Annotated in this window: 26 protein-coding genes and 2 pseudogenes; 22 read left to right on the top strand and 6 right to left on the bottom strand. The window is 60.4% G+C overall.

Going from position 1 to position 26,102, the window contains the following annotated elements:
* Positions 1-79: 79 nt before the first annotated feature.
* The 11 genes from GR197_RS19770 (at position 80) to GR197_RS19820 (ending at position 10,019) form a co-directional block, all read left to right on the top strand.
* Complete coding sequence (locus GR197_RS19770; RefSeq protein WP_164012555.1) at positions 80-559, top strand: class I SAM-dependent methyltransferase; 480 nt, start codon at positions 80-82, stop codon at positions 557-559.
* A 274-nt stretch (positions 560-833) separates the two neighbouring features.
* Entirely contained in the window at positions 834-1,280 is a 447-nt protein-coding gene (locus GR197_RS19775) for a DUF805 domain-containing protein (RefSeq protein WP_164012722.1), read from the top strand.
* A gap of 207 nt (positions 1,281-1,487) precedes the next feature.
* Complete coding sequence (locus GR197_RS19780; protein WP_164012724.1) at positions 1,488-1,931, top strand: DUF805 domain-containing protein; 444 nt, start codon at positions 1,488-1,490, stop codon at positions 1,929-1,931.
* 3 nt (positions 1,932-1,934) lie between these two features.
* Positions 1,935-2,687, top strand: coding sequence for a hypothetical protein (locus GR197_RS19785; protein ID WP_164012556.1), 753 nt, complete (start codon positions 1,935-1,937; stop codon positions 2,685-2,687).
* Positions 2,680-3,975: a hypothetical protein gene (locus tag GR197_RS19790; protein ID WP_164012558.1), complete on the top strand. Its 1,296-nt coding sequence runs from the start codon at positions 2,680-2,682 to the stop codon at positions 3,973-3,975. The genes GR197_RS19785 and GR197_RS19790 overlap by 8 nt, the downstream gene beginning before the upstream one ends.
* On the top strand, positions 3,962-4,918 hold the full coding sequence (locus tag GR197_RS19795) for an AAA family ATPase (RefSeq protein WP_164012560.1): 957 nt from the start codon (positions 3,962-3,964) through the stop codon (positions 4,916-4,918). Before GR197_RS19790 ends, GR197_RS19795 begins: the two co-directional genes overlap by 14 nt.
* Positions 4,919-6,238, top strand: a complete 1,320-nt coding sequence (locus GR197_RS19800) for a DUF58 domain-containing protein (protein ID WP_164012563.1) — start codon at positions 4,919-4,921, stop codon at positions 6,236-6,238.
* A complete protein-coding gene (locus tag GR197_RS19805) occupies positions 6,238-7,314 on the top strand; it encodes a stage II sporulation protein M (protein ID WP_164012726.1) in 1,077 nt (358 codons plus the stop codon). Before GR197_RS19800 ends, GR197_RS19805 begins: the two co-directional genes overlap by 1 nt.
* Positions 7,311-8,207, top strand: coding sequence for an RDD family protein (locus GR197_RS19810; protein ID WP_164012564.1), 897 nt, complete (start codon positions 7,311-7,313; stop codon positions 8,205-8,207). The genes GR197_RS19805 and GR197_RS19810 overlap by 4 nt, the downstream gene beginning before the upstream one ends.
* Before the next feature lie 214 nt (positions 8,208-8,421).
* Positions 8,422-8,751 (top strand): hypothetical protein, encoded by a 330-nt coding sequence (locus tag GR197_RS19815; RefSeq protein WP_164012566.1) that lies wholly within the window; start codon positions 8,422-8,424, stop codon positions 8,749-8,751.
* Between the two features lie 356 nt (positions 8,752-9,107).
* On the top strand, positions 9,108-10,019 hold the full coding sequence (locus GR197_RS19820) for an ankyrin repeat domain-containing protein (protein ID WP_164012568.1): 912 nt from the start codon (positions 9,108-9,110) through the stop codon (positions 10,017-10,019).
* Between the two features lie 215 nt (positions 10,020-10,234).
* Here GR197_RS19820 and GR197_RS19825 read toward each other — a convergent pair.
* A pseudogene (locus tag GR197_RS19825) lies at positions 10,235-10,629 on the bottom strand (hypothetical protein).
* Between the two features lie 222 nt (positions 10,630-10,851).
* On the opposite strand from GR197_RS19825, the pseudogene GR197_RS19830 reads away from it, so the two are divergent.
* Positions 10,852-11,595: pseudogene (locus tag GR197_RS19830) on the top strand (lipocalin family protein); the annotation flags it as partial.
* Positions 11,596-11,686: 91 nt separating this feature from the next.
* Here GR197_RS19830 and GR197_RS19835 read toward each other — a convergent pair.
* Both GR197_RS19835 and GR197_RS19840 read right to left on the bottom strand, forming a co-directional pair.
* Positions 11,687-12,571 carry an FkbM family methyltransferase gene (locus tag GR197_RS19835; protein WP_164012570.1) on the bottom strand — a complete coding sequence of 295 codons (885 nt, stop codon included), beginning with the start codon at positions 12,569-12,571 and terminating at the stop codon, positions 11,687-11,689.
* Positions 12,571-14,289: an adenylate/guanylate cyclase domain-containing protein gene (locus GR197_RS19840; RefSeq protein WP_164012572.1), complete on the bottom strand. Its 1,719-nt coding sequence runs from the start codon at positions 14,287-14,289 to the stop codon at positions 12,571-12,573. The genes GR197_RS19835 and GR197_RS19840 overlap by 1 nt, the downstream gene beginning before the upstream one ends.
* A gap of 180 nt (positions 14,290-14,469) precedes the next feature.
* Between GR197_RS19840 and GR197_RS19845 the strand changes: the two genes are divergently transcribed.
* The gene (locus GR197_RS19845) at positions 14,470-15,564 is read left to right on the top strand and encodes a glycosyltransferase family 4 protein (RefSeq protein ID WP_164012574.1); all 1,095 of its coding nucleotides are present in this window, start codon (positions 14,470-14,472) and stop codon (positions 15,562-15,564) included.
* Positions 15,561-16,313 carry a polysaccharide deacetylase family protein gene (locus tag GR197_RS19850; protein ID WP_164012577.1) on the top strand — a complete coding sequence of 251 codons (753 nt, stop codon included), beginning with the start codon at positions 15,561-15,563 and terminating at the stop codon, positions 16,311-16,313. The genes GR197_RS19845 and GR197_RS19850 overlap by 4 nt, the downstream gene beginning before the upstream one ends.
* A gap of 195 nt (positions 16,314-16,508) precedes the next feature.
* Here GR197_RS19850 and GR197_RS19855 read toward each other — a convergent pair whose 3' ends face one another.
* Entirely contained in the window at positions 16,509-16,874 is a 366-nt protein-coding gene (locus tag GR197_RS19855; protein WP_164012579.1) for a GFA family protein, read from the bottom strand.
* Positions 16,875-16,976: 102 nt separating this feature from the next.
* Positions 16,977-17,807 carry an MBL fold metallo-hydrolase gene (locus tag GR197_RS19860; RefSeq protein WP_164012581.1) on the bottom strand — a complete coding sequence of 277 codons (831 nt, stop codon included), beginning with the start codon at positions 17,805-17,807 and terminating at the stop codon, positions 16,977-16,979.
* A 417-nt stretch (positions 17,808-18,224) separates the two neighbouring features.
* On the opposite strand from GR197_RS19860, the gene GR197_RS19865 reads away from it, so the two are divergent.
* From GR197_RS19865 to GR197_RS19875, 3 genes are all read left to right on the top strand, one after another.
* Positions 18,225-18,626, top strand: a complete 402-nt coding sequence (locus GR197_RS19865; RefSeq protein WP_246724633.1) for a hypothetical protein — start codon at positions 18,225-18,227, stop codon at positions 18,624-18,626.
* A 277-nt stretch (positions 18,627-18,903) separates the two neighbouring features.
* On the top strand, positions 18,904-19,572 hold the full coding sequence (locus GR197_RS19870) for a GntR family transcriptional regulator (RefSeq protein ID WP_164012583.1): 669 nt from the start codon (positions 18,904-18,906) through the stop codon (positions 19,570-19,572).
* A 70-nt stretch (positions 19,573-19,642) separates the two neighbouring features.
* Positions 19,643-20,317, top strand: a complete 675-nt coding sequence (locus GR197_RS19875; protein ID WP_164012585.1) for a GntR family transcriptional regulator — start codon at positions 19,643-19,645, stop codon at positions 20,315-20,317.
* A 1-nt stretch (position 20,318) separates the two neighbouring features.
* Here GR197_RS19875 and GR197_RS19880 read toward each other — a convergent pair whose 3' ends face one another.
* The gene (locus GR197_RS19880; RefSeq protein WP_164012587.1) at positions 20,319-22,214 is read right to left on the bottom strand and encodes a bifunctional sugar phosphate isomerase/epimerase/4-hydroxyphenylpyruvate dioxygenase family protein; all 1,896 of its coding nucleotides are present in this window, start codon (positions 22,212-22,214) and stop codon (positions 20,319-20,321) included.
* Between the two features lie 220 nt (positions 22,215-22,434).
* On the opposite strand from GR197_RS19880, the gene GR197_RS19885 reads away from it, so the two are divergent.
* From GR197_RS19885 to GR197_RS19905, 5 genes are all read left to right on the top strand, one after another.
* Positions 22,435-23,265 carry a transporter substrate-binding domain-containing protein gene (locus GR197_RS19885; RefSeq protein ID WP_164012589.1) on the top strand — a complete coding sequence of 277 codons (831 nt, stop codon included), beginning with the start codon at positions 22,435-22,437 and terminating at the stop codon, positions 23,263-23,265.
* Positions 23,266-23,491: 226 nt separating this feature from the next.
* Entirely contained in the window at positions 23,492-23,941 is a 450-nt protein-coding gene (locus GR197_RS19890) for a type II 3-dehydroquinate dehydratase (RefSeq protein ID WP_164012591.1), read from the top strand.
* Complete coding sequence (locus GR197_RS19895) at positions 23,938-24,606, top strand: amino acid ABC transporter permease (protein WP_164012593.1); 669 nt, start codon at positions 23,938-23,940, stop codon at positions 24,604-24,606. Before GR197_RS19890 ends, GR197_RS19895 begins: the two co-directional genes overlap by 4 nt.
* 10 nt (positions 24,607-24,616) lie before the next feature.
* The gene (locus tag GR197_RS19900; protein WP_164012596.1) at positions 24,617-25,258 is read left to right on the top strand and encodes an amino acid ABC transporter permease; all 642 of its coding nucleotides are present in this window, start codon (positions 24,617-24,619) and stop codon (positions 25,256-25,258) included.
* Between the two features lie 55 nt (positions 25,259-25,313).
* Positions 25,314-26,078 (top strand): amino acid ABC transporter ATP-binding protein, encoded by a 765-nt coding sequence (locus GR197_RS19905; RefSeq protein ID WP_164012598.1) that lies wholly within the window; start codon positions 25,314-25,316, stop codon positions 26,076-26,078.
* The last annotated feature ends 24 nt before the right edge of the window (positions 26,079-26,102 follow it).

Raw genomic sequence — 26,102 nt, forward strand, 5'->3', positions numbered from 1 at the left:
TCCCATTTACGGCAATCGACTTGGCAAGGTTTCATGTGTTAGCACCCGCGGACGATTTTTCATCACGGATACGGATCAGATGAGCCGCCTCGACAGCTTCATTCGCCGGTTGACGGCGCAACGCGACATTCTGAACGCGATCATCGATCTGGTCGGCGAAATCGAAGGCCCGGTGCTGGAATTCGGCCTCGGCAACGGCCGCACCTACGATCACCTGCGCGAAAACTTCCCCGGCCGCCGCATCGTCGCCTTCGACTGGGAGGTCCGCTCCTATTCGGCTTCGACGCCAGAGGCACAAGACATGGTGACCGGCAATATCCGTGACTCCGGCCAGGCCTTCCTCGGCATTGGTGCGGCCCTTGCCCATGCCGATATCGGCACCGGCCATGACGAGATCGACGCGGTAACGCTGACCTGGCTGCCGCAACTGATGGCCGGCGTGCTCGCCCCAAACGGCATCGCCGTCAGCGGCCTGCCGCTGGAGCATGCCGAACTGGTGGCCCTGCCGCTGCCGGAGGGGATCAAGGACGGGCGGTATTTTCTGTATCGGAGGACATGAGCAGGCGGATGAGCCGACTACGCGGCACGGGGAGGCGTGCGAAGCACCACATTGTATGAGCGAATCCCCCGGCACGTCGCGAACCAAGCCCATCTCGTGGCCATCGAAGTTAAAAGCCTCCCCGCCCAAGCGTCGCTTTTGAACGCCCGACGCGGTGGAACTGCCTCATTGCAATTTATGCGTTTGAATTGTAGCTGTTTTTTGGTCGGCTACGGGTCCGAGCCGATAGGTGAGGATCACCAAGGTCGTAGCTGGCAGAGATGGAGCATTTAAAGTGGGGTTTACTGAAGCTGCCGGCACGGTTCTGGTGCAGAAATATGCAACTTTCTCCGGCAGGGCCTCCCGCTCGGAATATTGGTGGTATGTTTTATTCTATATTTTAGTGCTGATTGCGATGGGCGTCTTGTGCAATGTGGTCGCCGGCTTTTCCGACTTCCGGGACGGAGTTCCCCCACCACTCGCCCTCCTCTTCTTCCTCTGCGGATTGATTTGGCTCGCAATGTTTTTGCCAGCGATAGCAGTTCAAGTTCGCCGCTTCCATGATCGCAACATTTCCGGTTGGTGGTATCTCGCGCTGTGCATTGCCAATTTCGTTCCCTACATCGGTCTCATTGCAGTTATTGCGATCCTGGTGATCAGCGTGCTTCCGGGCACCGAAGGTCCGAACAAATTCGGGCCCGATCCACTGCGTCCTCAAGCGCGCGCGGAGGTCTTTGCCTAAAAGCATGGCATCGGCAACTTAGGCCTGTTGGTGGCTCCGTTCCTACGGTTAGTTTCCATATGAGCCAGCGTCTGTTTTAAGCAACCGACTCATTGCAATTTCTGCGTTTGAATTGTAGCTGTTTTATCCGAAAAACCACTATTAAGCAGGACGTTGATAAGACTGTGGGCGCCTCGCTTGCAGCAAGCACAAATGAGAGCGTTTCAAATGGGGTTTACTGAAGCTGTTCGGACTGTTCTGAAGCAGAAATACGCAACCTTTTCGGGCAGGGCCTCCCGGTCGGAATATTGGTGGTTCATGTTGTTTTATTTTCTGGCGCTGGTCGCACTAGGGTTTCTGGCCGGTGTGCTCGCCTTCGCTACCAGTGGGGGCGGAGCTGCGTCACCGGTTAGCTACGCTGTGGTCATCTGCGGATTGGCCATCCTCGCAGTTTTTTTGCCGCTGATATCTCTGACCGTTCGCCGCTTCCATGACCGCAATATTTCCGGTTGGTGGTACCTTGCGCTGTTTGTCCTAGGTTTTGTTCCTTATGTCGGTATCGTGGTGGGCCTTGCGATCCTTGTCATTTCCGTGCTTCCGGGCACCGAAGGTCCGAACAAGTTCGGTCCGGATCCGCTGCGTCCCGAAGCGCGCGCAGAGGTCTTTGCCTAGAGCATGACCATCCGCCACGCCGGCCTGCTGGTGGCTTTGTTCCTGGTCACCTCAGCTCCCTTTCCGCCTGCGCAAGCGCAGGACAGCAGTCAGCAGGTCGAGGACGGTGATCTTCAAAGGAGCGCCGCCGGGGCCGAATATGCCTCGCAGTGCCAGCAGAACGGCTTGCGCTGTACGCTTGTCTACGGCGACGCCTCCGCAAAACCTGCACCGGCATCGAACACGACAACATCGTCACCGCAACGCAAGCCGTTGTTTGTCCCGCGGGAGCCGGTGCTCAGCGGGCCTCTGGCGGTTATCGTCGTGCTTGTTGGTCTCATCGTGGTCATCGGCTTGTGGATTCGATTCGGAAATGGCGGTGTCTTGCTCTCCTCTGCTCCTCGCGACATGAAGCGGCAGGGAGAGGCGCCGGAAAGCTGGCGCACATCAGCCGCGGAGGCTGAGGAAAAGGCGAGCGATTTCCTGCAGCGCATTGCGGCTATGGCGGATCGGCGGCAGGCGCTAGTCCTGCTGCTCAGGCATTGTCTGCTGCACGCGGCCGATATTACCGGAACACGGCTTTTCCGCGCCGATACGGAACGCGCTGTTTTCGCGCGCCTGCCGAAAACTATGCCCGACCGCGAGAGGCTTGCAAATTTCCTGACTGCGGTGGAACTCGTGCATTACGGCGGCCGTAACGTTGCGGAAAACCATTTCGGCACCCTTCTCGCGACGGCGCGCGACCTGTTGTCGATCGGCAGATTGACCCATGCGTAAGTCGGCGCCCGTTTTAATTCTGGTTCTGGTGCTAGGCCTCGCGGCGCTGGCACTCTTCTGGCTGCCGCGGGACGACGATTACGACTATTCGCCTCTCGGTAGCAAAGGCTTGCAGGTGTGGCTGGAAGCGAAGGGTATCGCTATTGTCCGCTCCAATGCGCATGTCACCAAAGCACGCTCGCAAATCTCATTGCGCATTCTTTCCCTGCCGCTCTCGAAGGATGAGGCCGGCGCGCCCAGGGATAAGGCCGCCGCCCCTGGGGCAGACGAGCAAACGGGCGAAGCGGGTCTGGAAAGCTGGTCCTATGAGGCAATCAACCATGAGCTGCCGACGCTGATAACAATGCCGAAATGGCGCGGCAGCGTGTTGAAGGATGGTGTTGCGAGGCAATCGGATCTGGTTGCTCTCGCCGACATCCACGAAGAACTCGACAAGATCGATCCTTTGGACTTTCGGCTCGATCGATATGGGCCGGATTTTGAACAGGCGCAACCAAGCCTGGAGCCGGGTCAGCCGGTCAAGATCGCCTTGTATGAGGCACAGACCTTCGACCGGGAGAGCCTGCCGCGCCGCTGCCACGAGCTCGCGGGCATGCCGTCGGGTGCGCTGATCGTCCAGTGCGAGGACAACCCTTTCGTCTATCTATTGTCGGACCCCGATTTGCTGAACAACCATGGACTGGCCCTGGCCGATAACGCCGCCTTTGCCGTGTCGCTGATTCAGCATCTGCGCGGCGCCGGCGAGACGCGGCCGGTCTATCTGGATACGGCCGGCCAGCCTCTGGATAGCGAAAAACCGGTGGATGAGGGCAAGTCCTATGAGCGCTCGGGCTCCGATCTCCAGCGGTTTTTTGCCTATCCGCTCTCCATCATCTGGGGGATGCTGCTCGTCGTCGCAGCGATCTGCTTCTGGCGGGGCGCCTGTCGCTTCGGGCCGCCTTTGCGTGAGGCATCCGCAAACATCGAGCTGTCGAAGACCGCCGCGATCGAGGCCACGGCGCGGCTTTTGCGCCTGTCCGGCAATGACGGCCGGATGGCCGGCCAGTTTGTGCTGCATCTGCTTGCCGACAAGGCGCAGCTGCTCTTCGGTTCCGGAGCCGGCAATCAGGCAGGTATAGCGCGGCTGTTTCAACGCCTGGCGCGTCGCGACAAAGCAGGGGCGCAGGCCTTGCATGCCGCAGCCGAGGCCCTGATCGAACGCGGACATGTGATGACGCGGGCGGACCTGCACCGCCATCTCGAGATATTCAGAAAATTGCTAGGGAGCATTGAGCTTGGATCTAGGTGAATTTCGCAATCTTATCGCCACGGTTCGCGGCGAAATCGGCAAAGTGGTGCAGGGGCAGGATGCGATCATCGATCTCGTCCTGATCTCGATCTTTGCCGGGGGACACTGCCTCGTCGAAGGCCCGCCCGGTACGGCCAAAACCCTGCTTGCCCGCTCGGTTTCTGCCGCTATGGCACTAGTCTATCGTCGCATCCAGTTCACGCCCGACCTGATGCCCGGTGATGTCCTGGGTGTTAATCTCTTCAACTTCCAGACCAATCAGTTCCACCTGACCAAGGGTCCGGTCTTTACCGATATCCTTCTCGCCGACGAGATCAATCGCGCTCCGCCGAAGACGCAATCCGCGCTCCTCCAGGCGATGAACGAGCGGATGGTCACGCTCGACGGAACCGATTATTCCCTGGGACCGGATTTCTTCGTGCTTGCCACCCAGAACCCGATCGAGCAGCAGGGCACCTATCCGCTGCCCGAAGCCCAGCTCGACCGCTTCCTGTTCAAGCTCGTCGTCGATTTTCCCGACCGTGATACCGAAATTGCCATCCTCTCCAAACACGCCAAGCAGGCACTGCAATCGGATATGCGCAATGCCGGCATCCGCCCGCTCGTGACCAGTGCAATGCTCGCCGAGGGGCGCGCGCTGATCGATGCGATCCATCTGGACAGCACGATCCTGACCTATGTCGTCGACCTGGTGCGCGCCACCCGCTCCGATGCCGATATTCTCTACGGCGCATCGACGCGCGCCGCCGACGCTCTGGCCTCGGCCGTGCGCGTGCGTGCGGCATTCGAGGGCCGGGACTACGGTTTGCCGGATGATGTTCAGGCATTGCTGGTGCCGGCGCTTCGCCACCGCATCATTCTTTCGCCTTCGGCGGAAATCGACGGCCGCACGCCGGACGAGGTGCTCCGCAACATCATGAACCGCGTGGATGCGCCCCGTTAAATGCGGCCATCCCGGTATCTGATCGCACTTGTTCTGATTTTGGCGGCGGTGACGGTTTTCGTCAGCGTGTGGTGGCACGATACGGGCTACCTGTTGCTCGGCCTGTGGGTCGCGCTTGCGGCGTTGACGGCAGGCGATCTGGTCATGTCGGCCTTGTCGGGCCGGATGACGGTGGAATTCGATCTGCCGCCGCAAGGTTTTGTCGGCCACACCGCCGCGTTCACAGCCACCATCCGGCCGCGGAAGAGCGCAGTGCCTGGCAACATCGAGATCCGGCTCGATCGCGCTCCCGAGCTTGTCGTCGGCGAAAGCAGATTGGTGAGTGCCATGTCAGTCTCTGGAGAGAAATCTGCCGGGGCCTCTTTGGATCTTCACCTGACACGACGGGGACGATACGCCGTCCATGACCTGTGGCTGAAGTGGCCGTCGCGGCTGAAGCTGCTCGAGATGATCGCGCGCATGCCGGTGGGAAAAGAGATCGCCGTCCTGCCCGACATATCGCCGGTGCTGTCAGGGGCGATAAGGACGCAGATCCTGCCGCTGGAAGCCGGTCAGAAAGATCTGCGGCTGCGTGGCGAAGGATCGGAGTTCCATCAGCTGCGTGAATTTGTAAGCGGCATGGATCCGCGCAGCATCGATTGGAAGCGGTCCGCCCGGATGCGCAATCTCGTGGTGCGCGAGATGCGGGCCGAACGAAACCACCAGATCATCTTGTGCATCGATTCGGGACGGCTCATGGCCGAACAGCTCGGCGGCTTCACCAAGCTCGATCGGGCCATCAACGCGGCATTGGCAATGTGCTGGGCCGGTGGCCTTGCCGGCGATCTCGTCGGTTTCTACAGTTTCGACAGCCGCCCGCGCCTGTTCGTGCCGGCTTTGCCTGGAAGAGCAGCCTTTCCGCGGCTGCAGACGATGTGCGCGGAGCTGCGTTATGAAACCCAGGAGAGCAACCATACGCTGGGACTGACGCATCTGTCGGGGCGCCTGAAACGACGTTCGCTGATCGTGATATTCTCCGATTTCGTCGACAGCATCACGGCGGAGCTGATGATCGAGAACATTCACGTGCTCGCCCGGCATCATTTCATTGTCTACGTCGCATTGCGTGATCCGATGCTGGCAAAGCTGGTGGAACCCGAGGAGATGACGTTGGACGCTATCGCCCGCTCCGTCGCAGCGCGACAGATCCTTCAGGAGAGGCGTACGGTGATGGAAAAGCTGGCGCGTCTCGGCGTACTCTGCCTCGACAGCACACCGGAGGCACTGACCTCGGATCTCATTGCGCGTTACATCGAAATAAAATCCCGTGAGATGATATGATGGATATTGGTATCGGCGACAGGAGAGACATGGGCGCGACGGTGAACGTCGGCGCCATCCAGACCGATATGCTTCGCTCGGCACGCTTCCGGGTGGAGCGCGAAACGCACTGGCGTCAGCTGGATGACCTCGTGACGCGGGCCGAGAAAGGTGGCGCAGCCGCCCTCGGCTATGATGAGGTCCGCAATCTCACCGCCGGCTACAGGCAGGCGATGAACTCGCTGAGCGTGGCCCGCGATATTTCCCTCGATCGTGCGCTGATCGCCTATCTGGAGAGCCTCTGCGCCCGGGCCTATCTGGTGGTCTATGCGCCGCAGGAAAGCCTCGGCGGCCTGTTCACCCGCCCGCTGGTGCAGGGCATTCCGCAGGCGGTGCGCCGATCGGCTTTGCCCTTGTTCATCGGGTTCCTGGCGCTCGTTCTGGGGGCGCTTGCGGGTTACAAGCTCTGCACCAGCGACCCGAGCTGGTTCTATACTTTGGTGCCGCCGGGGCTGGCCGACCAGCGCACCCCGGATGCATCGGCAGATTATCTCCGCTCGACGATCTATGGCGGTGAAGGGCATGACAGCGACAGGCTCTCCACCTTTTCCGCATTTCTCTTTTCCCACAACACCACTATCGTCGTGCTGATTTTCACGCTCGGCATTTTCGTGTCGGTGCCGAGCTTCATCCTGACCTTTTACAATGGCCTGATCCTGGGCGCGTTCTTCGCGATGTTTGCTCGCAAGGGCTTGGGTTACGACGTTTTCGGCTGGCTCTCGATCCACGGCGTGACCGAGCTTGCGGCAATCGCCATTGCTTGCGCGGGGGGAGCAAGGCTCGGACTTGCCGTTCTTCTGCCGGGGGCACGAACCCGCCGGGAGGCGTTGCGCCACCAGGGACGTGACGCCGTCAAGCTCGCGATCCTGGCAGCGCTGATGCTGATCGTCGCAGCCTTCATCGAAGGTTTCCTTCGCCAGCTGATACAGGATACGATCTGGCGCCTCATCATCGGCTGGGGGATGGGCCTCTTCTGGGTGGGCTGGCTGCTGTTTAGCGGCCGCGACAGCAAAGTTTCGCGTGAGCCTGTGCGATGAACCAGTCAGTTCAGGACGGCAAACGCGTCGAACAGTTCATCCCGCCCGAGGGTGTTCCGATCACTTTCGCGATCGGCTCCATCGGCAGCCGCCTCGGCGCGCAAATCCTCGACATCATCTTCACCGGTATCCTTATTTTCATCTGCGCCTTCGTTATCGCCTTCACAGGAATCCTGCCTTCGAACGTCGAGATGATGCTGATCATCTTGCTGGGTTTTTTGGTGCGGACCCCCTATTACATTTTATCGGAGCTGATCTGGAACGGACGCACACTCGGGAAAAAGATAACCGGCATCCGCGTCATCAACGCCAACGGACGGCGGCTAACGCCCCATCAGGTGACCGCGCGCAACCTGATGAAAGAGGTGGAGATCTTCGCTCCCATGACTCTTTTAGCATCGGTTGTCACGCAGTCGGGATTGGAAAACGCTTTGACGTGCGCCTGGCTTCTGGTGGTGGTGATCGTTCCGCTCGCCAACCGGCGCCGGCAACGGCTCGGCGACATCATCGCCGGCACGCTGGTGGTCGACAATCCGCGCTCGGTGCTGCTCTCCGACCTGGCTTTGTCTGCGCCTGCCGCCGCAACGCAGCCGGCCTTCGAATTCCTGCCCGAGCACCTCGATGTCTACGGAAAATATGAGCTGCAGACGCTGGAAGACGTGCTTCGTGACACGACAAATAATGCCCAGAGCCAAGAGATCGTCCAGATCGTGCGCACCATTGCCCGAAGGATCCGCTATCCCGATACCGTCAAGCCCGGCCAGGAACTGCTCTTCCTCAACGAATTCTACCGCGCCCAGCGCGAGCATCTGGAGAGCTTGAAGCTATTCGGAACGCTGCGGGAGAATAAGTATCACGAGCATACGCGGACAGAGGCGAAGAAACTTGTTTAAGGGGTGAATGCGCAGGCAGGCCGGAATATTGAGCGTCGTCATCTCGTAACCGGCAGGGCGCATGCCGCGCCCGATTGAATGCCAGTATTCCGCGGCTGTCACGGCCTTCTGTCGATCGAACACTGAAAGAATTGTGGTTTCGAGCTGCAGCCAATTGACTTTGGGAATTCGCAGGTTTGTGCTGCGCCGCAGAGTATAACTTAGGGATATTGCAATGAAACTACGCATTTTAGGCGCAATGGCGCTTATTCTTTCTGCTGCAGCTCATGTTCAAGCCGACGATCGCACAGCCGCGGCCATGTTCTTTCGTGATGTGACGAAATCGACATGCGGCTTCAAGATGACGCCAGAATCGGCAATCAAAGCTGCAACCGCTCTTGGAATGTCGGATCTTATTAGCGATCCAGGGCTTTTGGCGGTTTCTGCCGTTTGTGAAGAGGTAAAAAAGGGAAACAAAGGCAAAACCATTGAGATCCGGGTTCCCGACAACCGGAAAGTGATGCGGAAAGTCATCCTTGAAAGAGCCAAGTGGTGGCAGGAATGATGTCACCGTCAGCAGTTCTTCCGCGTGGGAAGCTCTGCGAAAATATCGTGAGCATTCGCGGACAGAGGCAAGGAAGCATTGTTTGATGCGAATTTCGCTGACACTCTTCCAGCTTCGCGGGGTCTCGCCACCTGCCAACTCATCCACGAGATCGGAATACGACGACCTGGGAGCGGTGGTTCGCAATGATAGAGAGGAACTGGATCGCCGAGGAGATGCGGGACTTCACCGCCGCCAGTTTTTCAGATTGACCGCCGTCAGCAATGCCATTCGTGCGGTAGGCGCGCGCCAAGCTAGCCGGTGGGGTTGATCGGGTATATAATTCCCGGTCACCGTATTGGCGGAGGGAGAGCCGGATGCGTGAGCTGATCGGAAGCGTGCTCCTCTATTTGGGTGCTCTTACAGCCGCTGAAGGTGGACCGCTTCACGAGGCGGTCAAAAGCGGCGACCTGACTGCCATCGCGGCAGCCCTTGATGCAGGCGCCGACATTGAGGAGCAGGACAAGGGAGCCACGCCTCTCTTCCTGGCAATTCGTAGCGGCCATTCTGAAGCAGTCGAATTGCTGATTGAGCGCGGGGCCGGTGTGAACAACCAGTCGGCGATGGGTCTGCCGCTTACCGGCGCTGTTCTGACTAACTCCGTCGACCTTATCCGCCTATTATTGGCGCATGGTGCTGATCCGAATGCCGCAGCCAGGGGCGAGCGCATGCTGCACTTCGCGGTCGCGAACGGCTGTCTCGATTGTGTCAAGGTGCTCGTGGAAGCCGGCGCAGACGTTAACGCCGTCTGGACCCGGGGTGACCCCGCCCGTCTTCCGGGCATTATCACCCCCTATCACCTTGCAAAGCATGACAATCATGCCGACATCGCCGCGTACCTGCTGGCGCATGGCGTCATCATTTCAAAACCCGAGCCGATTTCCGCGAAACTGGCCACGGGTGATCCGGCAAAGGGCAAGGCGTTCTTTGCCCCCAACTGCTCCTCCTGTCACGTCACCCGGGCGCAGGATATCCCCACCAGGGCGCCGAACTTGTGGAATGTCGTCGGACGCGACAAAGCCTCGACGAAGTTTGGCGGCTACTCCCAGACCCTGTCGGCCTGGGAGGGGTCCTGGACCTACGAAGACCTCAACATTTTTCTCGCTGGCCCTACTCTCACAACGCCAGGCGTCAATATGGACGTTCGCGGCGCGCCAGATGAAGCTGATCGGCTTGATGTGATCGCCTATCTCAGAACCCTCGCCGACACGCCGGTGCCTCTGCCCTGATGCACAAGCCCACGATCCGCAAGCATGCGGCGGCGTCTCTGCGGTGCCAGATGCCGCGAAGCGAACAAGGCCACTCTTCCGCCTCGGCGGCGCGGTCGAGAGCCTCCGCGGGCTTTGCCTCGTTCCGGTCGGAGCGGCTTGCATGGAGGCGACCGCAGCATCGCACAATGCAGCGGGATGGTTACCACCTTGCGCTTCGCGCGGGGCTTCCGTCGTCATTTCCCTCGTGGTGTCGAAACTCGTGTAGCCAGGATCGAATAATTGCAAATTGCGGCGTAGCTCGTCGATACGAGCAGCGGAAACGCGATGGTCTTTAGAATTTCCGGTGTGCCGGTCGCCGCATGGATCGCCGCGAGAATGCTGGCTGAGCCGAGACAAGCAGTGAACGGCGGCGGCGCCCAAAATCGTACAGATCCGCCGCCAAAGCGCGTGGAAAGCCAGTCGATCACGGTTTTCAGAAAAAGCGTCAGGCAGGAAGATATCATATCCTGCACCAAGCCGGCATAGAGCGGCGATGGCTGGCATACGCGCGATTGGCGAAAACCGCCGAGGAACCCATGACCATAAAGGCGACGAGAACATGTACAGCGCCGCTGCTGAAAATCGACATCACAGCGAGCACCGGTAGCGCGCAAGCTCAGCACTTGCCGACAAGCCGAGGGAGTGCGGCCCGTCAATCAAACCACCATGACACTTGAGAGGTTGCTCTGTCACTAGCTCCGCAGTCTCGCGCGCTGGCCGTGCTTGAGGCCCGCTCAAGGAGTTCGTAAGTTGTGGATTTCGCGGCAGACGGCCCTCTTCCCGATCGACAAACGCAACGCAGGTGGTTTGAACTCAGACCCACCAATATGTCGCAGAGCGCTTGGACCGGGGAGGCGTCGGACAAGCGGACGTTGAGACGACGCCTTTTCGGGCGTGGATAGACGACTGGCAGGCGATTGCCGCTGACGGAATCGGCTCGAATGCTATTGGCAAACTTTCGCTATCGGCGGACGGGCCGGATTTCAGCTACGACTTGCACCTCAAGGCCGACGGTCCGCTGGTGCTGCAGGGCGACAAAGGCTTTTCCGTAAAGTCGGCTGCCGGGCAGGCGAGCTACTACTACTCGCAGCCTTTCTATGAGGTCTCAGGCGTTATCACGATCTCCGGGGCGCCGGTTGACGTCACCGGTAAGGCTTGGCTGGATCGAGAGTGGTCGTCGCAGCCGCTTGCATCCAATCAGACAGGCTGGGAGTGGTTCTCACCGCATATGGATTCCGGCGATAAGCTGATGGCCTTTCGCCTGCGTGATAGCAAGGATGGGTTCATCTCCGCGAACTGGATATCCGCGAATGGGCAAACGACACCTCTGTCGAAAGGCGAGGTCCAATTGGAGCCAATACGAGAGGCAATGGTCAATGGGCACCAGATGCCGGTAGAGTGGCGTATACGCGTGCCGGCTAAGTCGCTCGATATCAAAACCAAGCCATTGAACGACCAGTCCTGGATGGCGACTTCAACGCCATATTGGGAGGGGCCGATACACATCGAGGGCACTACGTCAGGTGTCGGATATCTCGAAATGACCGGGTACTGAGCGCCCTACTCCTCACACTTGAGGTTTTGCCGCTTAGCATTCTCGTCAGCCGGGCGAGGACATGGATAAGCGCCGGCCTCTACGTCAGAAGTTATCTAGTCGGCAGAAACAGCACGTTATACTGATCGAATTCGCCCGGCAGATCCCGCACCTTCATCTCCTCTTCGCGGTCCTCGAAGAGGACGAGGCAGTCCTCGTAGTAGCCGGCGAGCATCGAGATGAAGGCTTTCGTTTCCTCAGGTCCATAGAACAGCGGCGTGAATTCCATATAAAGCGGCACGCGGCGGGTAAGCAGGGACTGCATCGACCGGCAGGCGACCGGCTCGTAACCTTCGATATCCATCCAGACGAGGCCGATTTCGGCTGGGTCGATCGACAGGCCGGCCAGGATCTCGGGAACCGGTTTAACCGGCACGCTGATCTTCCTGTCGGTCGGGCTTTGGCGAATGGCGCTGCTCTTGCCGTGATTGTTGCGGTTGAGGAAAAAGTCGATCTCGCCTTCGCTCTCGCCGGCAGCGCAATTGACGAGGCGGACCTTCTCTTCCAACCCGTTCTGGCGGATGTTGAGGGCAAGCAGCGGAAAATTGCGCGGGTCGGGCTCGATGCTGACGATATGGACGTAGGTGCCGCTCAAGGCGAAATAGACGGTCTGCGTACCGATATTGCCGCCGATCTCGAGCAGCGTTGCATCCTTCCGCAAGAGGCCGCGCTCGCGCAGAATGACGATCAGCCGGTCGACGGCGTCGCGCTCAAAATGGCCCTTCCGGAAAACCTTGCGGCCGATATAGTCCGACGGCGAGAAGGTCATCAGATGATCGCCGGCATCGACCGTCATCGAGACGACGCGCGGGCCGATAGTCTCAATCAGCAGGCGGCGGCCGAAGCGGGTGTCGAAGAGGCGCGAGGCCGCGGCATTGCGCGCCTTGCGCAGCCGGCGGCTCCAATATTTGGCGGTCAGCCACGGTTTGCCGGGCATCAGTCTTTTCCTTCGAGCGGTTTTGCCGCTCTCTCTCGCGGAATGACATAGACTTTCAAGGGCAAGGCGCGGCCGCGTATGCTGATGTCACGGCTTTCGATGCCGGAAAGATCGGCGCCGGAGAGTTTCGCCACCGGCTCGGAGATGACGATCGCTGCTTCGAACTCCTTGGCGGCACTCTCCAGCCGGCTCGCGACGTTGACGGTATCGCCGATCGCCGTCATGCTGCGCACCCGGCCGTAGCCCATCGTGCCGACGACGGCCGGACCGGTGTGGATGCCGATCGCGATGCGCAGCGGCAGCGGCAGCTCGTCGGCCAGTTCGGCGGCGAGTTTGTCGATTTCGGCGACGATCGCCGCGGCGGCGCTGAGCGCCTGGCGACAGGCTTGCTCCGGCGCGGTGTTGAGGCCGAACAGCGCCATGGCGCCATCGCCGATGAATTTGTCGAGCCGCCCGCCCGCCTGCTCCACCGCCTTGCCGATGATGGCGAAATAGCGGTTCAGCAGGAAGACGACGTCGAAGGGCAGGCGCGTTTCCGTCAGCGTGGTGAAATGGCGGATATCGACGAAGAGCACGGCGATTTCGCGCTCGCGGCCGGGGCTGGTCTCCTGGCTGTTGGCGGGAAGGGCCGCTTCGAGCGCCGGCACAAGCAGCGGCGCCACGGCGACATCGCGGTTCGGGCGAAGCTGGCAGGCAAGCCGCACATCCGGGCCGGCATTGATCCGCCTCAACGTCGTTTGCTCCATCTTGTCGGGGACGGGCAGGTTCTCGTAATCGCCGAGGATCTGCACGCGGCAGGTGGAGCACTGGCCCTTGCCGCCGCAGACGGAATAATGTGGCAGGCCGCCGAGCCGGCTTGCTTCCAGCACCGAAAAGCCGCGCGGCACACGGATCACCTCGCCGCCCGGATAATGCACGGCCACCTGGTCGAGGCGTTCCTTCAGCTTGCGCCGGGCGCGAGCGACGACGACGATCAGCAGCGAGGCCGAGAAAGCGCCGTAGAGCCCGGCGCGGATCGTCGAGACCTGACGGATAACCTCCGGGTTCGAGGCGTAACGGGTGTTGACCGTCGCCTTATAGGGGCTGTTGGCGACCGCCTGCTGGTAGGAAGGGTCGGCCAGGGTGCGGCCCATTTCGACGAAGCCGAGCAGCGAGAGTACCGGCACCAGGATCGCCAGCGCCAGCAGCAGCGGCGCGAAACTCGGGTACCAGGGGCGGTAGCGCAGCCAGAAATGCAGGCCGATACAGCCATGGATCCAGACGGCGACGAGACCGAACGCCTGGCGCAGACCATTCCCCGGAGCCCTGATCCACAGCGAACCGACGACCGTCTCATAGTCATCGATATAGCCATAGAGTTCGTGGGCGATGCGCGTGCCGATGACGTGATCGATGAGAAGCAGCGGGATCAGCAGGCCGAGTACGATCTGCGCCATTTCGCCCTTGGGCATCACCAGGCTGCGGCGCATATAGATGGCACGCAGCACCAGCGCGATATGGATCAGAACCGACGAATAGAAGATGGCGGTACCGAGAGGATTTCGCCAGATCGCCATGAACAGGCGGGCGGCTTTATCGGCGGCGGAGACTGAAATCAGGCCGATTGCATGGTTCGACAAATGCATCAGGACGAAGATGAAAATGACGAGGCCGGAACCGAGCCTCGCCCTTCTGATCGTACGCTCCGAAAAAATCCCTGTGGCCGAGACCGTCGTCATTCATTCCCGTTCTTGTCGATGCAACCGCAGGCCCATAGAAATTGAGAAAGAGGCGGAATTGCTTCCATCGCCATCACATTCCATATGCTTATGCGCAAGTTTTAGAGAAATGGACAATAGCCGAGTTTCGCCCGCGGCCATGCCGGTTGGAAACACTGTGTCTTTACGTGAGGGTTGTGCATGCGGGTGGCTTTTTACGCGCCGATGAAATCGCCGAACCATCCGGTGCCGTCAGGCGACCGGCTGATGGCGCGGCTGCTGATCCGGGCGCTGGAGCTTGCCGGGCATCAGGTCGAGATCATTTCGGAATTTCGCACCTATGCCGCGACACCGGAAGCGGCAGCGGCGCTCGAACCGGCGATCGGTGCCGAACTGCAGCGGCTGCGGGAAAAATGGGCATCAGTGCCGCGACCTGATCTCTGGTTCTGCTACCATCCCTATTACAAATCGCCCGACCCGTTCGGGCCGGTGATCTCTGCCGAATTCACCATCCCCTACGTCACCGCCGAAGCCTCCTATGCGGCCAAACGCGACAGCACCGGCTGGGCAGGCGTGCAAAAGTCAGTCGGCGAGGCGATCCTGCAGGCGGCGGTGAATATCAGCTTCACCGCGCGTGACCGGGCCGGGCTTTCGGCCGCCTTTCCGCAGGCACGGCTTGCCGGTCTCAAACCCTTCATCGACACGGCGCTGTTCGAAAAGGTCTCACCGGCGCCCGATCCGCTGCGGCTGATGACGGTGGCGATGATGCGGGCCGGCGACAAGATGGAGAGTTATGCGATGCTTGCAAAAGCGTTGCAGCTGATCGAAGACCGGCCGTGGACGCTTGCCGTCATCGGCGATGGGCCGACGCGCCACGCGGTGCAGGCGCTGTTTGCCGGTTTTCCCACCGGCCGCATCGAATGGCTGGGCGAGCGGGACGCCGCCGATATCGCCGAATTGCTTGGACGCGGCGGCATCTATGTCTGGCCCGGTTGCGGCGAGGCCTATGGCCTTGCCTATCTGGAAGCCCAGGCCGCCGGCCTGCCGGTCGTGGCGCAGGAAACGGCGGGGGTGCCCGCGGTGGTCGAGGCCGGCGTGACCGGCCTGTTCGGGAGGGATGGCGACCTCGCCGCCTATGCCGCGGCCGTGGCTGCGCTGCTTGACGACGGGGAGAGGCGCGAGGCCATGGCGAAGGCGGCGCGGCGCTTCGTGCTCGGGCAACGCTCGCTGGCGACGGCGGCGGAGATATTGGACGAAATTTTGCAGGACAATGCTGCAGCAGGAGTAAGGCGATGACCGACAAGACGATCTGGGAGCCGCTGCGCCGCGAGCTCGACCGCTGGCAGGCCGCCGGCCGGGTGGCCCGCTTCTGGCTGCGGGATGACGATGCCATCGAGCCGACGCCGGCGCTGGAGACGCTGCTGGCGCTGACCGATGAAAACAAGATCCCGCTGACGCTTGCCGTCATTCCCGGCCTGACCGGCGAGGCATTGGCCGTGCGGCTGGCCGAGGAAGCAGGCGTTAGCGTCGCGGTGCATGGCTGGTCGCATACAAATCATGCGAGGCCGGAGGGCAAGAAGCAGGAACTCGGCGGCGATCGGCCGGCAGCGGTCATGCTCGGCGAATTGGGCGAAGGGCTGCGGTTGCTGCAGCAGCTCTACCCCACCCGTTTCCTGCCGGTGCTAGTGCCGCCGTGGAACCGGATCGATGCGGGGCTCATCCCGGCGCTGCCCGGGCTCGGATTTGCAGCCCTTTCGGTCTACGGGCGGGCAAAGCAGGACGGCCCGGTGCCGCTTCTCAACACCCATGTCGACATCATCGATTGGCACGGCACGCGCGGCGGACGCAACGAGGCGGAATTGGTGGCCGAGCTGGTGGCCGAGCTTGACGCCCGGTTTGCCGGCAGCGACGAGCCGATCGGCGTGCTCAGCCACCATCTGGTGCATGATGCGGCGGCATGGAATTTCCTGTCGGCCTTGTTTGCAGCGACAGGCCGGCATCCTGCCGCCCACTGCTCGGCGGCACCGGCACTTCTCAAGCCGTGAGACTTGCCGATCAGGTGGCCAATCAGCTGGGATGAACACGCCCAGGAAAATCGCGCATCAGCGCGACGACCTCGTCGAGATGCGTCCGTGCGGCGGCAGCAAGACCGAAACATGGTGCCTCCCGGCTTCGCGACAAAAAGTCTCGACGCTTTCGACGGACGAGGCTGGCCATCGGAAGGTCTCCGATGTCCGCGATCACCTTCGGTCTTCCTCAAACTGCTCGGCACCTTCGACCGGCCGCAGCCACGGTTCCCGGCGCTTGATCCAGAGTTCGTAGCCCGGCACCAGCGGCGTCGGGGCCTCGGACAGGATGCCGAGCTTGATTTCCGCCTCTTGCGCATCGACGGAAAACAGCCGCGAACCACAGCCGGTGCAGAAATGTCGGCCTTGGAATTCGCCGGCTTCCCCCGAGTGCTCAAACTGGCCGGCGGGCCAGATCCCATAGAAGGTGAAGGCTGAACCGCTCTCCTTTCTGCAGTCCATGCAATGACAGATGCCAACGCGAATGGGTTCGCCGCGAACAGAGATGTGCACCTGCCCGCAAAGGGAAAGGTTGGTCATAGGGGATACCCGCTTCATCGATCTCGCGCCGCCGAGGAAACGGTCCGGCCCAGCATCTGTTCCGTTAGCGCGCTGCAGACGGCGAAAGCAGTCTGAAGCTGGCTAAATCACCACGATCTGATTGTCGCGGGCGGCGAAGGATTCGGGGAAGGCGGCCTGCGCCTGCGTTTCCATCTGTGCCAGCTGTTCGTCGGTGCGGGAGGGGGCGTGGTGGAACAGGGCGAAGCGTTTGGCGCCGGCTATCTTTGCAAGCTCGGTGCCGTGCTCCCAGGTCGAATGGCCGAAACCCTTGAAACGCTGCATCTCGTCTTCATTGTAGGTGCAGTCGTAGACGACGAGATCGGCACCCTTCATCATCTCCAGCGAGACCGGGTCGTAAGCGCCTGGAATATGCTCGATATCGTAGATCAGTGCGACCGAACGGCCCTGCCATTCGATGCGGTAGCCGATGGCGCCGCCCGGATGGTTGAGCATGAAGGTCTTGATCTCGATGCCCTCATGGGGGGCGAGAACCTGGCCGGGATGGAAATCGCGGAAGTTCATCGTCGCCTGGCAGATGTCGGTCTTGACCGGAAACCAGGGCGGGCTGATGAACTGCTCGACCATCTCACGCGTGCTCATCTTGCCGTCGAGATGGCCGGACCAGATGTTGACGTTGATCGAGGGATAATAGATCGCCTTGAAGAACGGCAGGCCGATGATGTGGTCGTAGTGGCAATGGCTGAAAAACAGGTCGACGTCGCTGACGCCATCGGCGAGCAAGGACAGGCCCGCCTCGCGCAGGCCGGAGCCGGCGTCGAAGATCATCCGATGTTTTCCGCAGCGAATTTCGATGCAGGAGGTGTTACCGCCGTAGCGGTCGAACTCGGGGCCCGATACCGGAATACTGCCGCGGACGCCCCAAAATTTTACCTGAAACAGTTCTGTCGTCATCGTTCTTCAAACCGGCCTTCCCGCATCGCCATCGTAATCATAGTTTATCCGGATGCGAAGCAGTAGAATTCCACGGGTTTGCCTGTGCCCCTCTCATTCTCCTAACCGCTAGCGGAAGAAGGAGTAGATTTTCCTAAGCAATCGGCTTTCGCCCCGGAAAGCAAGCCAGTATGGTTGGTTTTCGGTAAACGCGCTGCTGGGGTGGGGACATTTTCCCGTAAGTCATGCCTATTAGATGGTTGCGCGCGATTGAAAAAACAATTGCTGTCACCTCGCGCCAGAATTCAGCCTGCAGGCATCACGAATTCCACGCCCGAGAAATCGAGCACCCCGCGCGCAGGAAGCTGTTTTTGCCGGTCGCCCCGCGCTCATCGCCCGGTTGAGCGGGCACGACGGAATGAATTGGAGAACTGAGCATTGGCGCAACCCAACCCCGCTAAGGTCCGCTTTCAATTTGTAACGCAACGCCCGAGGGATGATGGATGCGGCGTTTTTGTCTTGCAGATGCTCACCGGCAGACCCTACGGCCAGCTTGCTACCATGATCGATTGGGGAGCACAGACCAATCATTACACCACGTGGAAAGAACTAAGCTCCGTCCTGAGCGAGTTGCGGTGGCATATTGGCGACATACGCAAGGTGGAGAGCTGGGGTGACGTCATGGGGGTGGCGGTCGTCCATGTCGAAGGAGACCACTTTATCCTGTATGACGCTGATAACGGCATTTTCTATGACCCAGGCCAGGGGGAAGGTCCCGATCTCGATACCCAGCTTGTTCCCCTGAGCTATCTTCGTGTGCATTTGCCTGAAAGTGCATAAACCGCCGACGCTGTTGGATCATCGAGCGCGTTGATTTCTACCGCCGCCATTCCTGAGGCTGGACACGACAGGCATCCGCCGAGGTCGGAGTGACTCGCATCTAATAGCGCGCGCAAGCCTGAGCAAACTCAGGGGTATGTGGATCCGCGCATACTCAGTGTCCGCGGAAACCTCCATCATATGAGAAAATTGTGTTCGGTATTCCGCCAATGCTTCCTTGCTTGGCATTGACGAAAAGCGATATATCCGATGATATAAGAAATATAAGAGACTCGTGATGCTCCAGCCTGTTGTAAACGAGACGATCGCCGAGAGCAGTTACCGGCGCATTCGGGCCGACATCATTTTCGGGCGGCTGGCGCCCGGACAAAAACTGAAGCTGGAAAGCCTGAAGGAGGCCTACGAGACCAGCATCAGTACACTCCGAGAGGTGCTGAACCGGCTCTCCTCCGAGGGGCTTGTCGTTGCCGAGGGGCAAAAGGGTTTCGAGGTTTCTCCGGTATCGGTTTCCGACCTCAAGGAGACGGCGGCGCTCAGGCTTCTCTTGGAAACCCATGCGCTGGAGCAGTCGTTCATGCATGGCGACGTGGAGTGGGAGGCGCCGCTGGTGTCGGCCCACTACAAATTGGCGCGGATGGAACAGGTAATGGCATCCGGCGACACCAGCCGGGCCGAGGACTGGAAGCGCTACGATTGGGAGTTCCACCAGGCCCTAATAGCTGCCTGCGGATCGAAACTGCTGATGGAGACCCATTCGGTGATCTTCGACCGATATCTGCGCTACCAGATGGTCGCCTTGTCCTATCGCGGCGATGTCGCAGCCAACGAACACCAGCAGCTGCTGGATGCGGCCCTGCGACGGGATGCGGAGACGGCCAAGCGGGTGCTTGTGCTGCATATCCAGGGCGGGGTCGAACACGCGCTGGCCAAAGGGACGCTGAAATAGCAGCGATACCGATATGGCTTCGCTTCAGGTCCACCCCATAGACTGCATTTCGGCGAAACCAGGAAAAGCCATGCTCAAACAAATCCACGACCCGGCTGAAACAGTCAGCGATGTCGTCTTCCGGCAGATCCGCGAGGATATCATATCAGGGATATTGCCGCCGGGGGCGAAGATCAAACTGGAGCAGGCAAAGGAGCGCTACTCCATCGGCATTTCGTCGCTGCGCGAAATTCTGAGCCGGCTGGCCACGGAGAACCTCGTCGTCGCCGAAGGGCAGCGTGGTTTTGAAGTCAGCCCGGCTTCACGGCGGGAGCTGCTGGAGCTTGCCGATCTGAGGATCGTTCTTGAAACACATGCGATTGGCCTTGCATTCGCTGCGGGAAATCTCGAATGGGAAGGGCGCATCGTCGCGGCCCATCACCGTCTGGCTGCCGCCGAACGCAAGCTTTTGGCCGGCGACGTCTCGCGCACGGTCGACTGGGTGCGATACGATTGGGAGTTCCATCAGGCGATCGTCTCGGCCTGCAATTCAGCGACGCTGATGGCGACACTGTCGTCTGTCTTCGACCGCTTCCTTCGTTACCATATGCTGGCCGAAAGCTTTCGCGGAAAGCCTGTCGTCGACGACCACCGGCTTTTGTTCGAACTGTCCATTCAACGTGACGTCGCCGGCGCCACCGAGGTGGTCAGACGGCACGTTCAAAGCGGCGTCGAGCATGTGCTGAAGAGCGGCCGCATTCTCTAATTTAATAAGCGTCTTTCGGGATTCCCTCGGGACGCATCTGTCTTTTCAGCGCGGCGATCCGAAAAATTGCGTTCGGGGCGCCATATCCGCGGTAGCCGCGGCGTTCGACGATCTCGAAAAAGAAACCCTCTCCATATGTCCCGCTGTAGAGCTGGAAATATTCGCCATGCTCGTCTCGGTCATAGAGGATGTTCTCCGCCTTCAGCCGCTCGGTCATGACAGGATCGAGCCCGAAGCGGGCTTCGACGTCGTCGTAATAATTCGGCGAAATGTGCAAGGACCTGAAGCCGCAGCCGCGAAGTTTTTCGGCGGTTGCAAAAATGTCGTCAGTTGAAAATGCCAGGTGCTGAATACCGGATCCGAACTTTTCGGCAATGAAATGTCCGGCCAGCGTGCGGCGATTTTCGGCTCCGTTCATGGTGATGCGCAGCGCGCCCGAATGGTTCTCGACGACTTGGCTGCGCACCACCCCGGCTGGATCGATGATGTCGACCATCGGGGTCTTCTGGGTCTCGAAGATCGACGTGTAGAACAGCAGCCAGGTTAGCATTTCATCATAGCCGACCGTCTGGGCAACGTGATCGACGCGACGAAGGCCGGCAGACGCCGTGTCGGTGTCGTCGGTGACCGGCCGAAAGTCGATTTCGGAAAAGCGGCCCAAGGCGCTCTTGTCGTCGATCAGATAGACAATGCCGCCGCCGACGCCCCGAATGGCCGGCAACTCCAGCTCACCCGCCGCGACGGGCTGGGCGAAGGGCTCGGCATCCAGGGCAAGGGCACGCGCATATGCCTTTGCCGCATCGTCGACGACCAAGGCAATCGCATAGGCAAAGGTGCCATGGACGGCGTAGGCAGCATTGGCAAATCCCGCTTGATCGACATTGACGAGGATCCGGATCTCGCCCTGCTCAAACAGAGAGACTTTCTTCGTGCGGTGGACGGCAGTCTGTTTGAAGCCGAGGGTGCGCAGCAAAGCCACCAGCTCGACTTCATCTTCCTCGTCCGTGGCAAACTCGATGAAGCCGACACCTTTGACGGCAGCCCGTTCCGGCATCGCCGCCCCGGCCATGCTACCGGTGCCGAGATGGCGACGCACCTGATCGCCGAGATAGATCAGCGAGCGGTGACCATCGGCAGCAATCGCCCGCGAGAAACCGCCTCGAAACTGGTCGTTGAAAATCTCCAGCGAGAAATAGCCGTCATAACCCGTGGCGGCGACGGCTTCGGTGAACGCCGTGACGGGAAGATCGCCTTCTCCAGGCATATTTCGGAAGTGGCGGCTCCAATAGAGCAGATCCATATCGATCAGCGGCGCATCGGCAAGCTGGACGATGAAGATCTTCTCTTTGGGAATCGAGCGAATGGAATTGATGTCGATCTTGCGCGACAAGGTGTGGAAACTGTCGAGGATGAGGCCGACATTCGGATGATCGGCGCGCCGGACGATTTCCCAGGCGTCGCGGTGGTCACTGATATGGCGCCCCCAGGCGAGCGCCTCGTAGCCCACCCTCAGCCCGCGCCGGGCGGCACGCTCGCCAAGTTCGCGGAAATCCTCAGCCGCCCGGTCGATGCCGCCGATGGCGGCCGGCGAGACGTTCGAGCAGACCAGCACCAGATCCGTTCCAAGCTGCTGCATCACGTCGAACTTCCGTTCGGCGCGATCGAAGGTGCGGCTGCGCAGCGGCTCCGGCATGCCCTCGAAATCCCGAAACGGCTGAAACAGCGTGATACCAAGGCCATGGTCGCGGACGAGTTTTCCGACATCGGCCGGGCTTCCGTCGAATGCCAGGAAATCGTTTTCGAAGATCTCGACGCCGTCGAAGCCGGCTCGGGCAATTGCCTCGAGCTTCTCAGGCAGTTCGCCGCTGATCGTCACAGTCGCAATCGAGGTCTTCATATCAAAACCCTTTCGGCACCCACGGCCAGCGGCGAAAACTCGCTCTCACCTATTATTGCAAATCTCGTGAAGAATTAAAATAGCTTGAGGCATGATAAAATCTCATATGATTTGGAAAAGCTCTGTTGATTTTGGTGTCCATCTCTGGCAATCATTCCTCCACAGTCAAAAGGTGAGGTGGCTGTCCGGTCGCAAGGCCGCCAAAGGAGGAGGAAACAGAATGTTCAAATCTATGCTGACGCGCCGAAACGCGATGCTAGGAGCCGCAGCCCTGGTGGCTGCCGTCACCCTGGCGCAGCCGGCCGCCGCCATCACGCCTGACGAAATCAAGGCTCGCGGTAAGATCATCGTCGGAATTCAGGGCGACAACCCGCCTTGGGGTTTTGTGACCAGCGGCGGCAAACAGGACGGTCTCGACGCCGACATCGCAACGCTGTTTGCCAAGGAACTGGGTGTTACCGTCGAGTTCGTGCCGCTCGAAGTCAACAACCGCATTCCAGCGCTGACGGCCGGGCGCGTCGACGTTCTGTTTGCAACGATGGCAATGCTGCCGGATCGCGCAAAAGCCGTGCAGTTCAGCAAGCCCTATGTGGCCAATGCCATCGTTTTGATCGGCCCCAAATCGGCAGAGATCAAGACGAATGCCGACATGGCCAAGTTCAGCGTCGGCGTCGCCAAGGGTGCAGCGCAGGACACGCAGGTGACAAAGAACGCACCTGAGGGAACGACGATCCGGCGCTATGACGGAGACGCTGCGAGCGTCCAGTCCCTGGTGTCCGGCCAGGTCGATACGCTGGGCGGCAACATCTTCTATATGGATCGCGTCGAGAAGGCCCGTCCGGGCGAATTCGAAAACAAGCTTGAATTCCAGAAGCTCTATAACGGCGCCTGCACGCGTCTCGGCGAGAAGGAAATCAATGCGGCGCTCAACACCTTCATCGACAAGATCAAAACAAACGGCGATCTCAAGGCCGTCTACGACAAGTGGATGAAGGTCCCGGTTCCGGAGTTCCCGGAAACGCTGGAAGGCATTCCGTTCGCGGCGAAATGAGCGAGCGGTAAGGCGGGAGTAGCCCGGCTTTCTGGCTGGTGACAAGGCCCGCCAACCACTCTTCCGTCATGCTCGGGCTTGTCCCGGGCATCTGCGGCGGCAGATCCTCGGCACAAGGCCGAGGATGACGTCTAGTGAGACGAAGCCCCTCACCAAACAAGGCGGGCAGCCATGCCCGTCAACGCAACCGCCATGCTTGTGGCCCGGCCCGTTTGAGGTGCGCGACATGACCAGAACCATTTTTGTGCTCAACGGACCGAACCTCAACCTGCTGGGGGAGCGCGAGCCCGCGATCTACGGCTCGACGACGCTGGCCGATATCAGGGACAGGTGCCTCGCAAAGGCTGAGAGCCTCGGCTTTGGCATCGACTTCCGCCAGACCAATTTCGAGGGCGAGCTTGTGGAAAGCGTGCATCAGGCCCGCAAAGAGGCCTGCGGCATCATCATCAATCCGGCCGGCTATACTTTCACATCGATCGCGCTTCTCGATGCGTTGAAGATGTTCGACCCGCCGAAGATCGAGCTGCACATCTCGAATGTTCATGCGCGCGAAAGCATCTACCACAATTCGCTGATCTCGCGCGTTGTCACCGCCATCATGATCGGCTTTGGCGCCCGCGGTTATGAGCTCGCCATAGAAGCAATGGCCGACATGGCGGGAGCAGCGAAAGCATGAACTACAAGCTGGATTTCACCCCGGTTATCGATGGGCTGCCAAGTCTCCTGCTCGGCTGTCTCGGCACATTCCTGCTGGCTATTTGTGGGATGCTGCTGGCGATCGTCATCGGAATTGGCGGTGTTGCCCTGCGCGATTCTCCCTTGAAGCCGGTGCGGTGGCTGGTCATCGCCTTCGTCGAACTGATACGCAACACGCCATTCCTGGTGCAGATATTCTTCATCTATTTCGCGCTTCCGCTCACCGGCATCCGGCTGGATCCGACGCCGACGGCGATTATCGCGCTCGGCATCAACGGCGGCGCTTACGCAATCGAGATCATTCGCGGCGGCGTCCAGTCGATCCCGAAGGGGCAGATGGAAGCCGGCCTGGCGCTTGGCCTGCACAAGGCGCAGGTCTTCCGGCTGATCATCCTCAAGCCGGCATTGCGGGCGATCTATCCGTCGCTCACCAGCCAGTTCGTGCTGTTGACGCTGACCACCAGTATTGCCTCGGCGATCTCGGCTTATGAGCTGACCTCCGTTTCGCAGCGGATCGAATCGGAGAGCTTCCGGAGCTTCGAGGTCTACTTCACGGTCACGCTTTTCTATTTCGTGATTTCCTGGCTGATGATGCGCTTGTTTGCGGCGTTTTCGGCCCGCTACTTCAAATATCCCGTCAAGTAGGAGGAATTCCATGGGTCACGACGAGTTCGTCTTCCTCCTGATCGGCCTGAAATGGACCGTGGTCCTGTCCGCGGTCGGCTTTGTCTGCGGCTGCATTGCCGGGCTCGGCGTCGCTCTCGCCCGCGTCTCCGGCAACCCGCTCTTGGAGCGCCTGACCGCCGGCTACATCGCCGTCTTCCAGGGAACGCCGCTTTTGATGCAGCTTTTCGTGGTCTATTACGGCCTGGCCCTGGTCGGGCTGATGCTCGATGCCTGGGTGGCGGTCGCCATCGGGCTGACGCTGCATGCCAGCGCCTATCTCGGCGAGATCTGGCGCGGATCGATCGAAGCGGTTCCGCGCGGCCAGACGGAAGCGGCAAAGGCGCTCAGCCTCAGATACGTCTCCCGCATGCGGGATGTCATCCTGCCGCAGGCGCTGCGCATCTCGCTGCCTGCGACGATCGGCTTCCTCGTGCAACTGATCAAAGGCACCTCGCTTGCTTCGATCGTCGGCTTCACCGAGCTGACGCGGGCCGGCAATATCATCTCCAACCAGATTTTCCAACCGCTGACGGTCTTCGGTGTCGTCGGCATCCTGTACTTCCTGATGTGTTGCCCGCTGACGATCCTCGGCGCGCGGCTCGAGCGAAAGTTTGCCGCTTCCGCGCGCTGATCCGCATCCCTTGTTCCTCGATGCGGCCTTGCCCGCCAATCCCGGAGTTCTGCCGATGACCAGTCCCATGCCTGCCCAAACCGCGGAAACCATGATCTCCATGGCGCAGGTGGAAAAGTGGTACGGCTCGTTTCAAGCCCTTCACGATATCAACATGACGGTTCGCAGCGGCGAGAGGATCGTCCTGTGCGGGCCTTCCGGCAGCGGAAAGTCGACGCTCATCCGCTGTATCAACCATCTCGAGACCTACCAGAAGGGTGAAATCCGGGTCGGCGGCATTGTTCTCAGCGACCAGGCCAAAACAATCGATGCGATCCGCCGTGAGGTCGGCATGGTCTTCCAGCAGTTCAACCTGTTTCCGCATCTGACTGTGCTGCAGAACTGCATGCTGGCGCCGATGAAGGCGATCGGCGTCGGCAGGGCGGAAGCCGAGGAACGGGCACGCGGGCTGCTCGAGCGGGTCAAGATCCTGGAGCAGGCCGACAAATACCCGGTCCAGCTTTCCGGCGGCCAGCAGCAGCGCGTCGCCATTGCCCGCGCGCTCTGCATGCGGCCGAAAGTGATGCTGTTCGATGAGCCGACGTCGGCGCTCGACCCGGAGATGGTCAAGGAGGTGCTGGATACGATGATCGCGCTGGCCGACGAGGGCATGACGATGATCTGCGTCACCCACGAGATGGGCTTTGCCCGCCAGGTCGCCGATCGGGTGATCTTTATGGCCAGCGGCGCGATCGTCGAGGAAGCCCCGCCCGCCGAATTCTTCACCAACCCACGGCACGAGCGAACCAGAAAGTTTCTCGGAGAAATCCTGCGGAAATAAGCGGTTTCAAGGCCGATACCCGTT

The sequence above is a fragment of the Rhizobium phaseoli genome, from assembly GCF_010668805.1.
Taxonomy (GTDB): Bacteria; Pseudomonadota; Alphaproteobacteria; order Rhizobiales; family Rhizobiaceae; genus Rhizobium; species Rhizobium phaseoli_A.

Bases quoted from the DNA above. Each gene is read 5' to 3' on its own strand.
- GR197_RS19770 (WP_164012555.1), top strand. From the start codon at position 80: ATGAGCCGCCTCGACAGCTTCATTCGCCGGTTGACGGCGCAACGCGAC.
- GR197_RS19780 (WP_164012724.1), top strand. From the start codon at position 1,488: ATGGGGTTTACTGAAGCTGTTCGGACTGTTCTGAAGCAGAAATACGCA.
- GR197_RS19785 (WP_164012556.1), top strand. From the start codon at position 1,935: ATGACCATCCGCCACGCCGGCCTGCTGGTGGCTTTGTTCCTGGTCACC.
- GR197_RS19790 (WP_164012558.1), top strand. From the start codon at position 2,680: ATGCGTAAGTCGGCGCCCGTTTTAATTCTGGTTCTGGTGCTAGGCCTC.
- GR197_RS19800 (WP_164012563.1), top strand. From the start codon at position 4,919: ATGCGGCCATCCCGGTATCTGATCGCACTTGTTCTGATTTTGGCGGCG.
- GR197_RS19805 (WP_164012726.1), top strand. From the start codon at position 6,238: ATGGATATTGGTATCGGCGACAGGAGAGACATGGGCGCGACGGTGAAC.
- GR197_RS19810 (WP_164012564.1), top strand. From the start codon at position 7,311: ATGAACCAGTCAGTTCAGGACGGCAAACGCGTCGAACAGTTCATCCCG.
- GR197_RS19815 (WP_164012566.1), top strand. From the start codon at position 8,422: ATGAAACTACGCATTTTAGGCGCAATGGCGCTTATTCTTTCTGCTGCA.
- GR197_RS19820 (WP_164012568.1), top strand. From the start codon at position 9,108: ATGCGTGAGCTGATCGGAAGCGTGCTCCTCTATTTGGGTGCTCTTACA.
- GR197_RS19835 (WP_164012570.1), bottom strand. From the start codon at position 12,571: ATGCCCGGCAAACCGTGGCTGACCGCCAAATATTGGAGCCGCCGGCTG.
- GR197_RS19840 (WP_164012572.1), bottom strand. From the start codon at position 14,289: ATGACGACGGTCTCGGCCACAGGGATTTTTTCGGAGCGTACGATCAGA.
- GR197_RS19845 (WP_164012574.1), top strand. From the start codon at position 14,470: ATGCGGGTGGCTTTTTACGCGCCGATGAAATCGCCGAACCATCCGGTG.
- GR197_RS19850 (WP_164012577.1), top strand. From the start codon at position 15,561: ATGACCGACAAGACGATCTGGGAGCCGCTGCGCCGCGAGCTCGACCGC.
- GR197_RS19855 (WP_164012579.1), bottom strand. From the start codon at position 16,874: ATGACCAACCTTTCCCTTTGCGGGCAGGTGCACATCTCTGTTCGCGGC.
- GR197_RS19860 (WP_164012581.1), bottom strand. From the start codon at position 17,807: ATGACGACAGAACTGTTTCAGGTAAAATTTTGGGGCGTCCGCGGCAGT.
- GR197_RS19870 (WP_164012583.1), top strand. From the start codon at position 18,904: ATGCTCCAGCCTGTTGTAAACGAGACGATCGCCGAGAGCAGTTACCGG.
- GR197_RS19875 (WP_164012585.1), top strand. From the start codon at position 19,643: ATGCTCAAACAAATCCACGACCCGGCTGAAACAGTCAGCGATGTCGTC.
- GR197_RS19880 (WP_164012587.1), bottom strand. From the start codon at position 22,214: ATGAAGACCTCGATTGCGACTGTGACGATCAGCGGCGAACTGCCTGAG.
- GR197_RS19885 (WP_164012589.1), top strand. From the start codon at position 22,435: ATGTTCAAATCTATGCTGACGCGCCGAAACGCGATGCTAGGAGCCGCA.
- GR197_RS19890 (WP_164012591.1), top strand. From the start codon at position 23,492: ATGACCAGAACCATTTTTGTGCTCAACGGACCGAACCTCAACCTGCTG.
- GR197_RS19895 (WP_164012593.1), top strand. From the start codon at position 23,938: ATGAACTACAAGCTGGATTTCACCCCGGTTATCGATGGGCTGCCAAGT.
- GR197_RS19900 (WP_164012596.1), top strand. From the start codon at position 24,617: ATGGGTCACGACGAGTTCGTCTTCCTCCTGATCGGCCTGAAATGGACC.
- GR197_RS19905 (WP_164012598.1), top strand. From the start codon at position 25,314: ATGACCAGTCCCATGCCTGCCCAAACCGCGGAAACCATGATCTCCATG.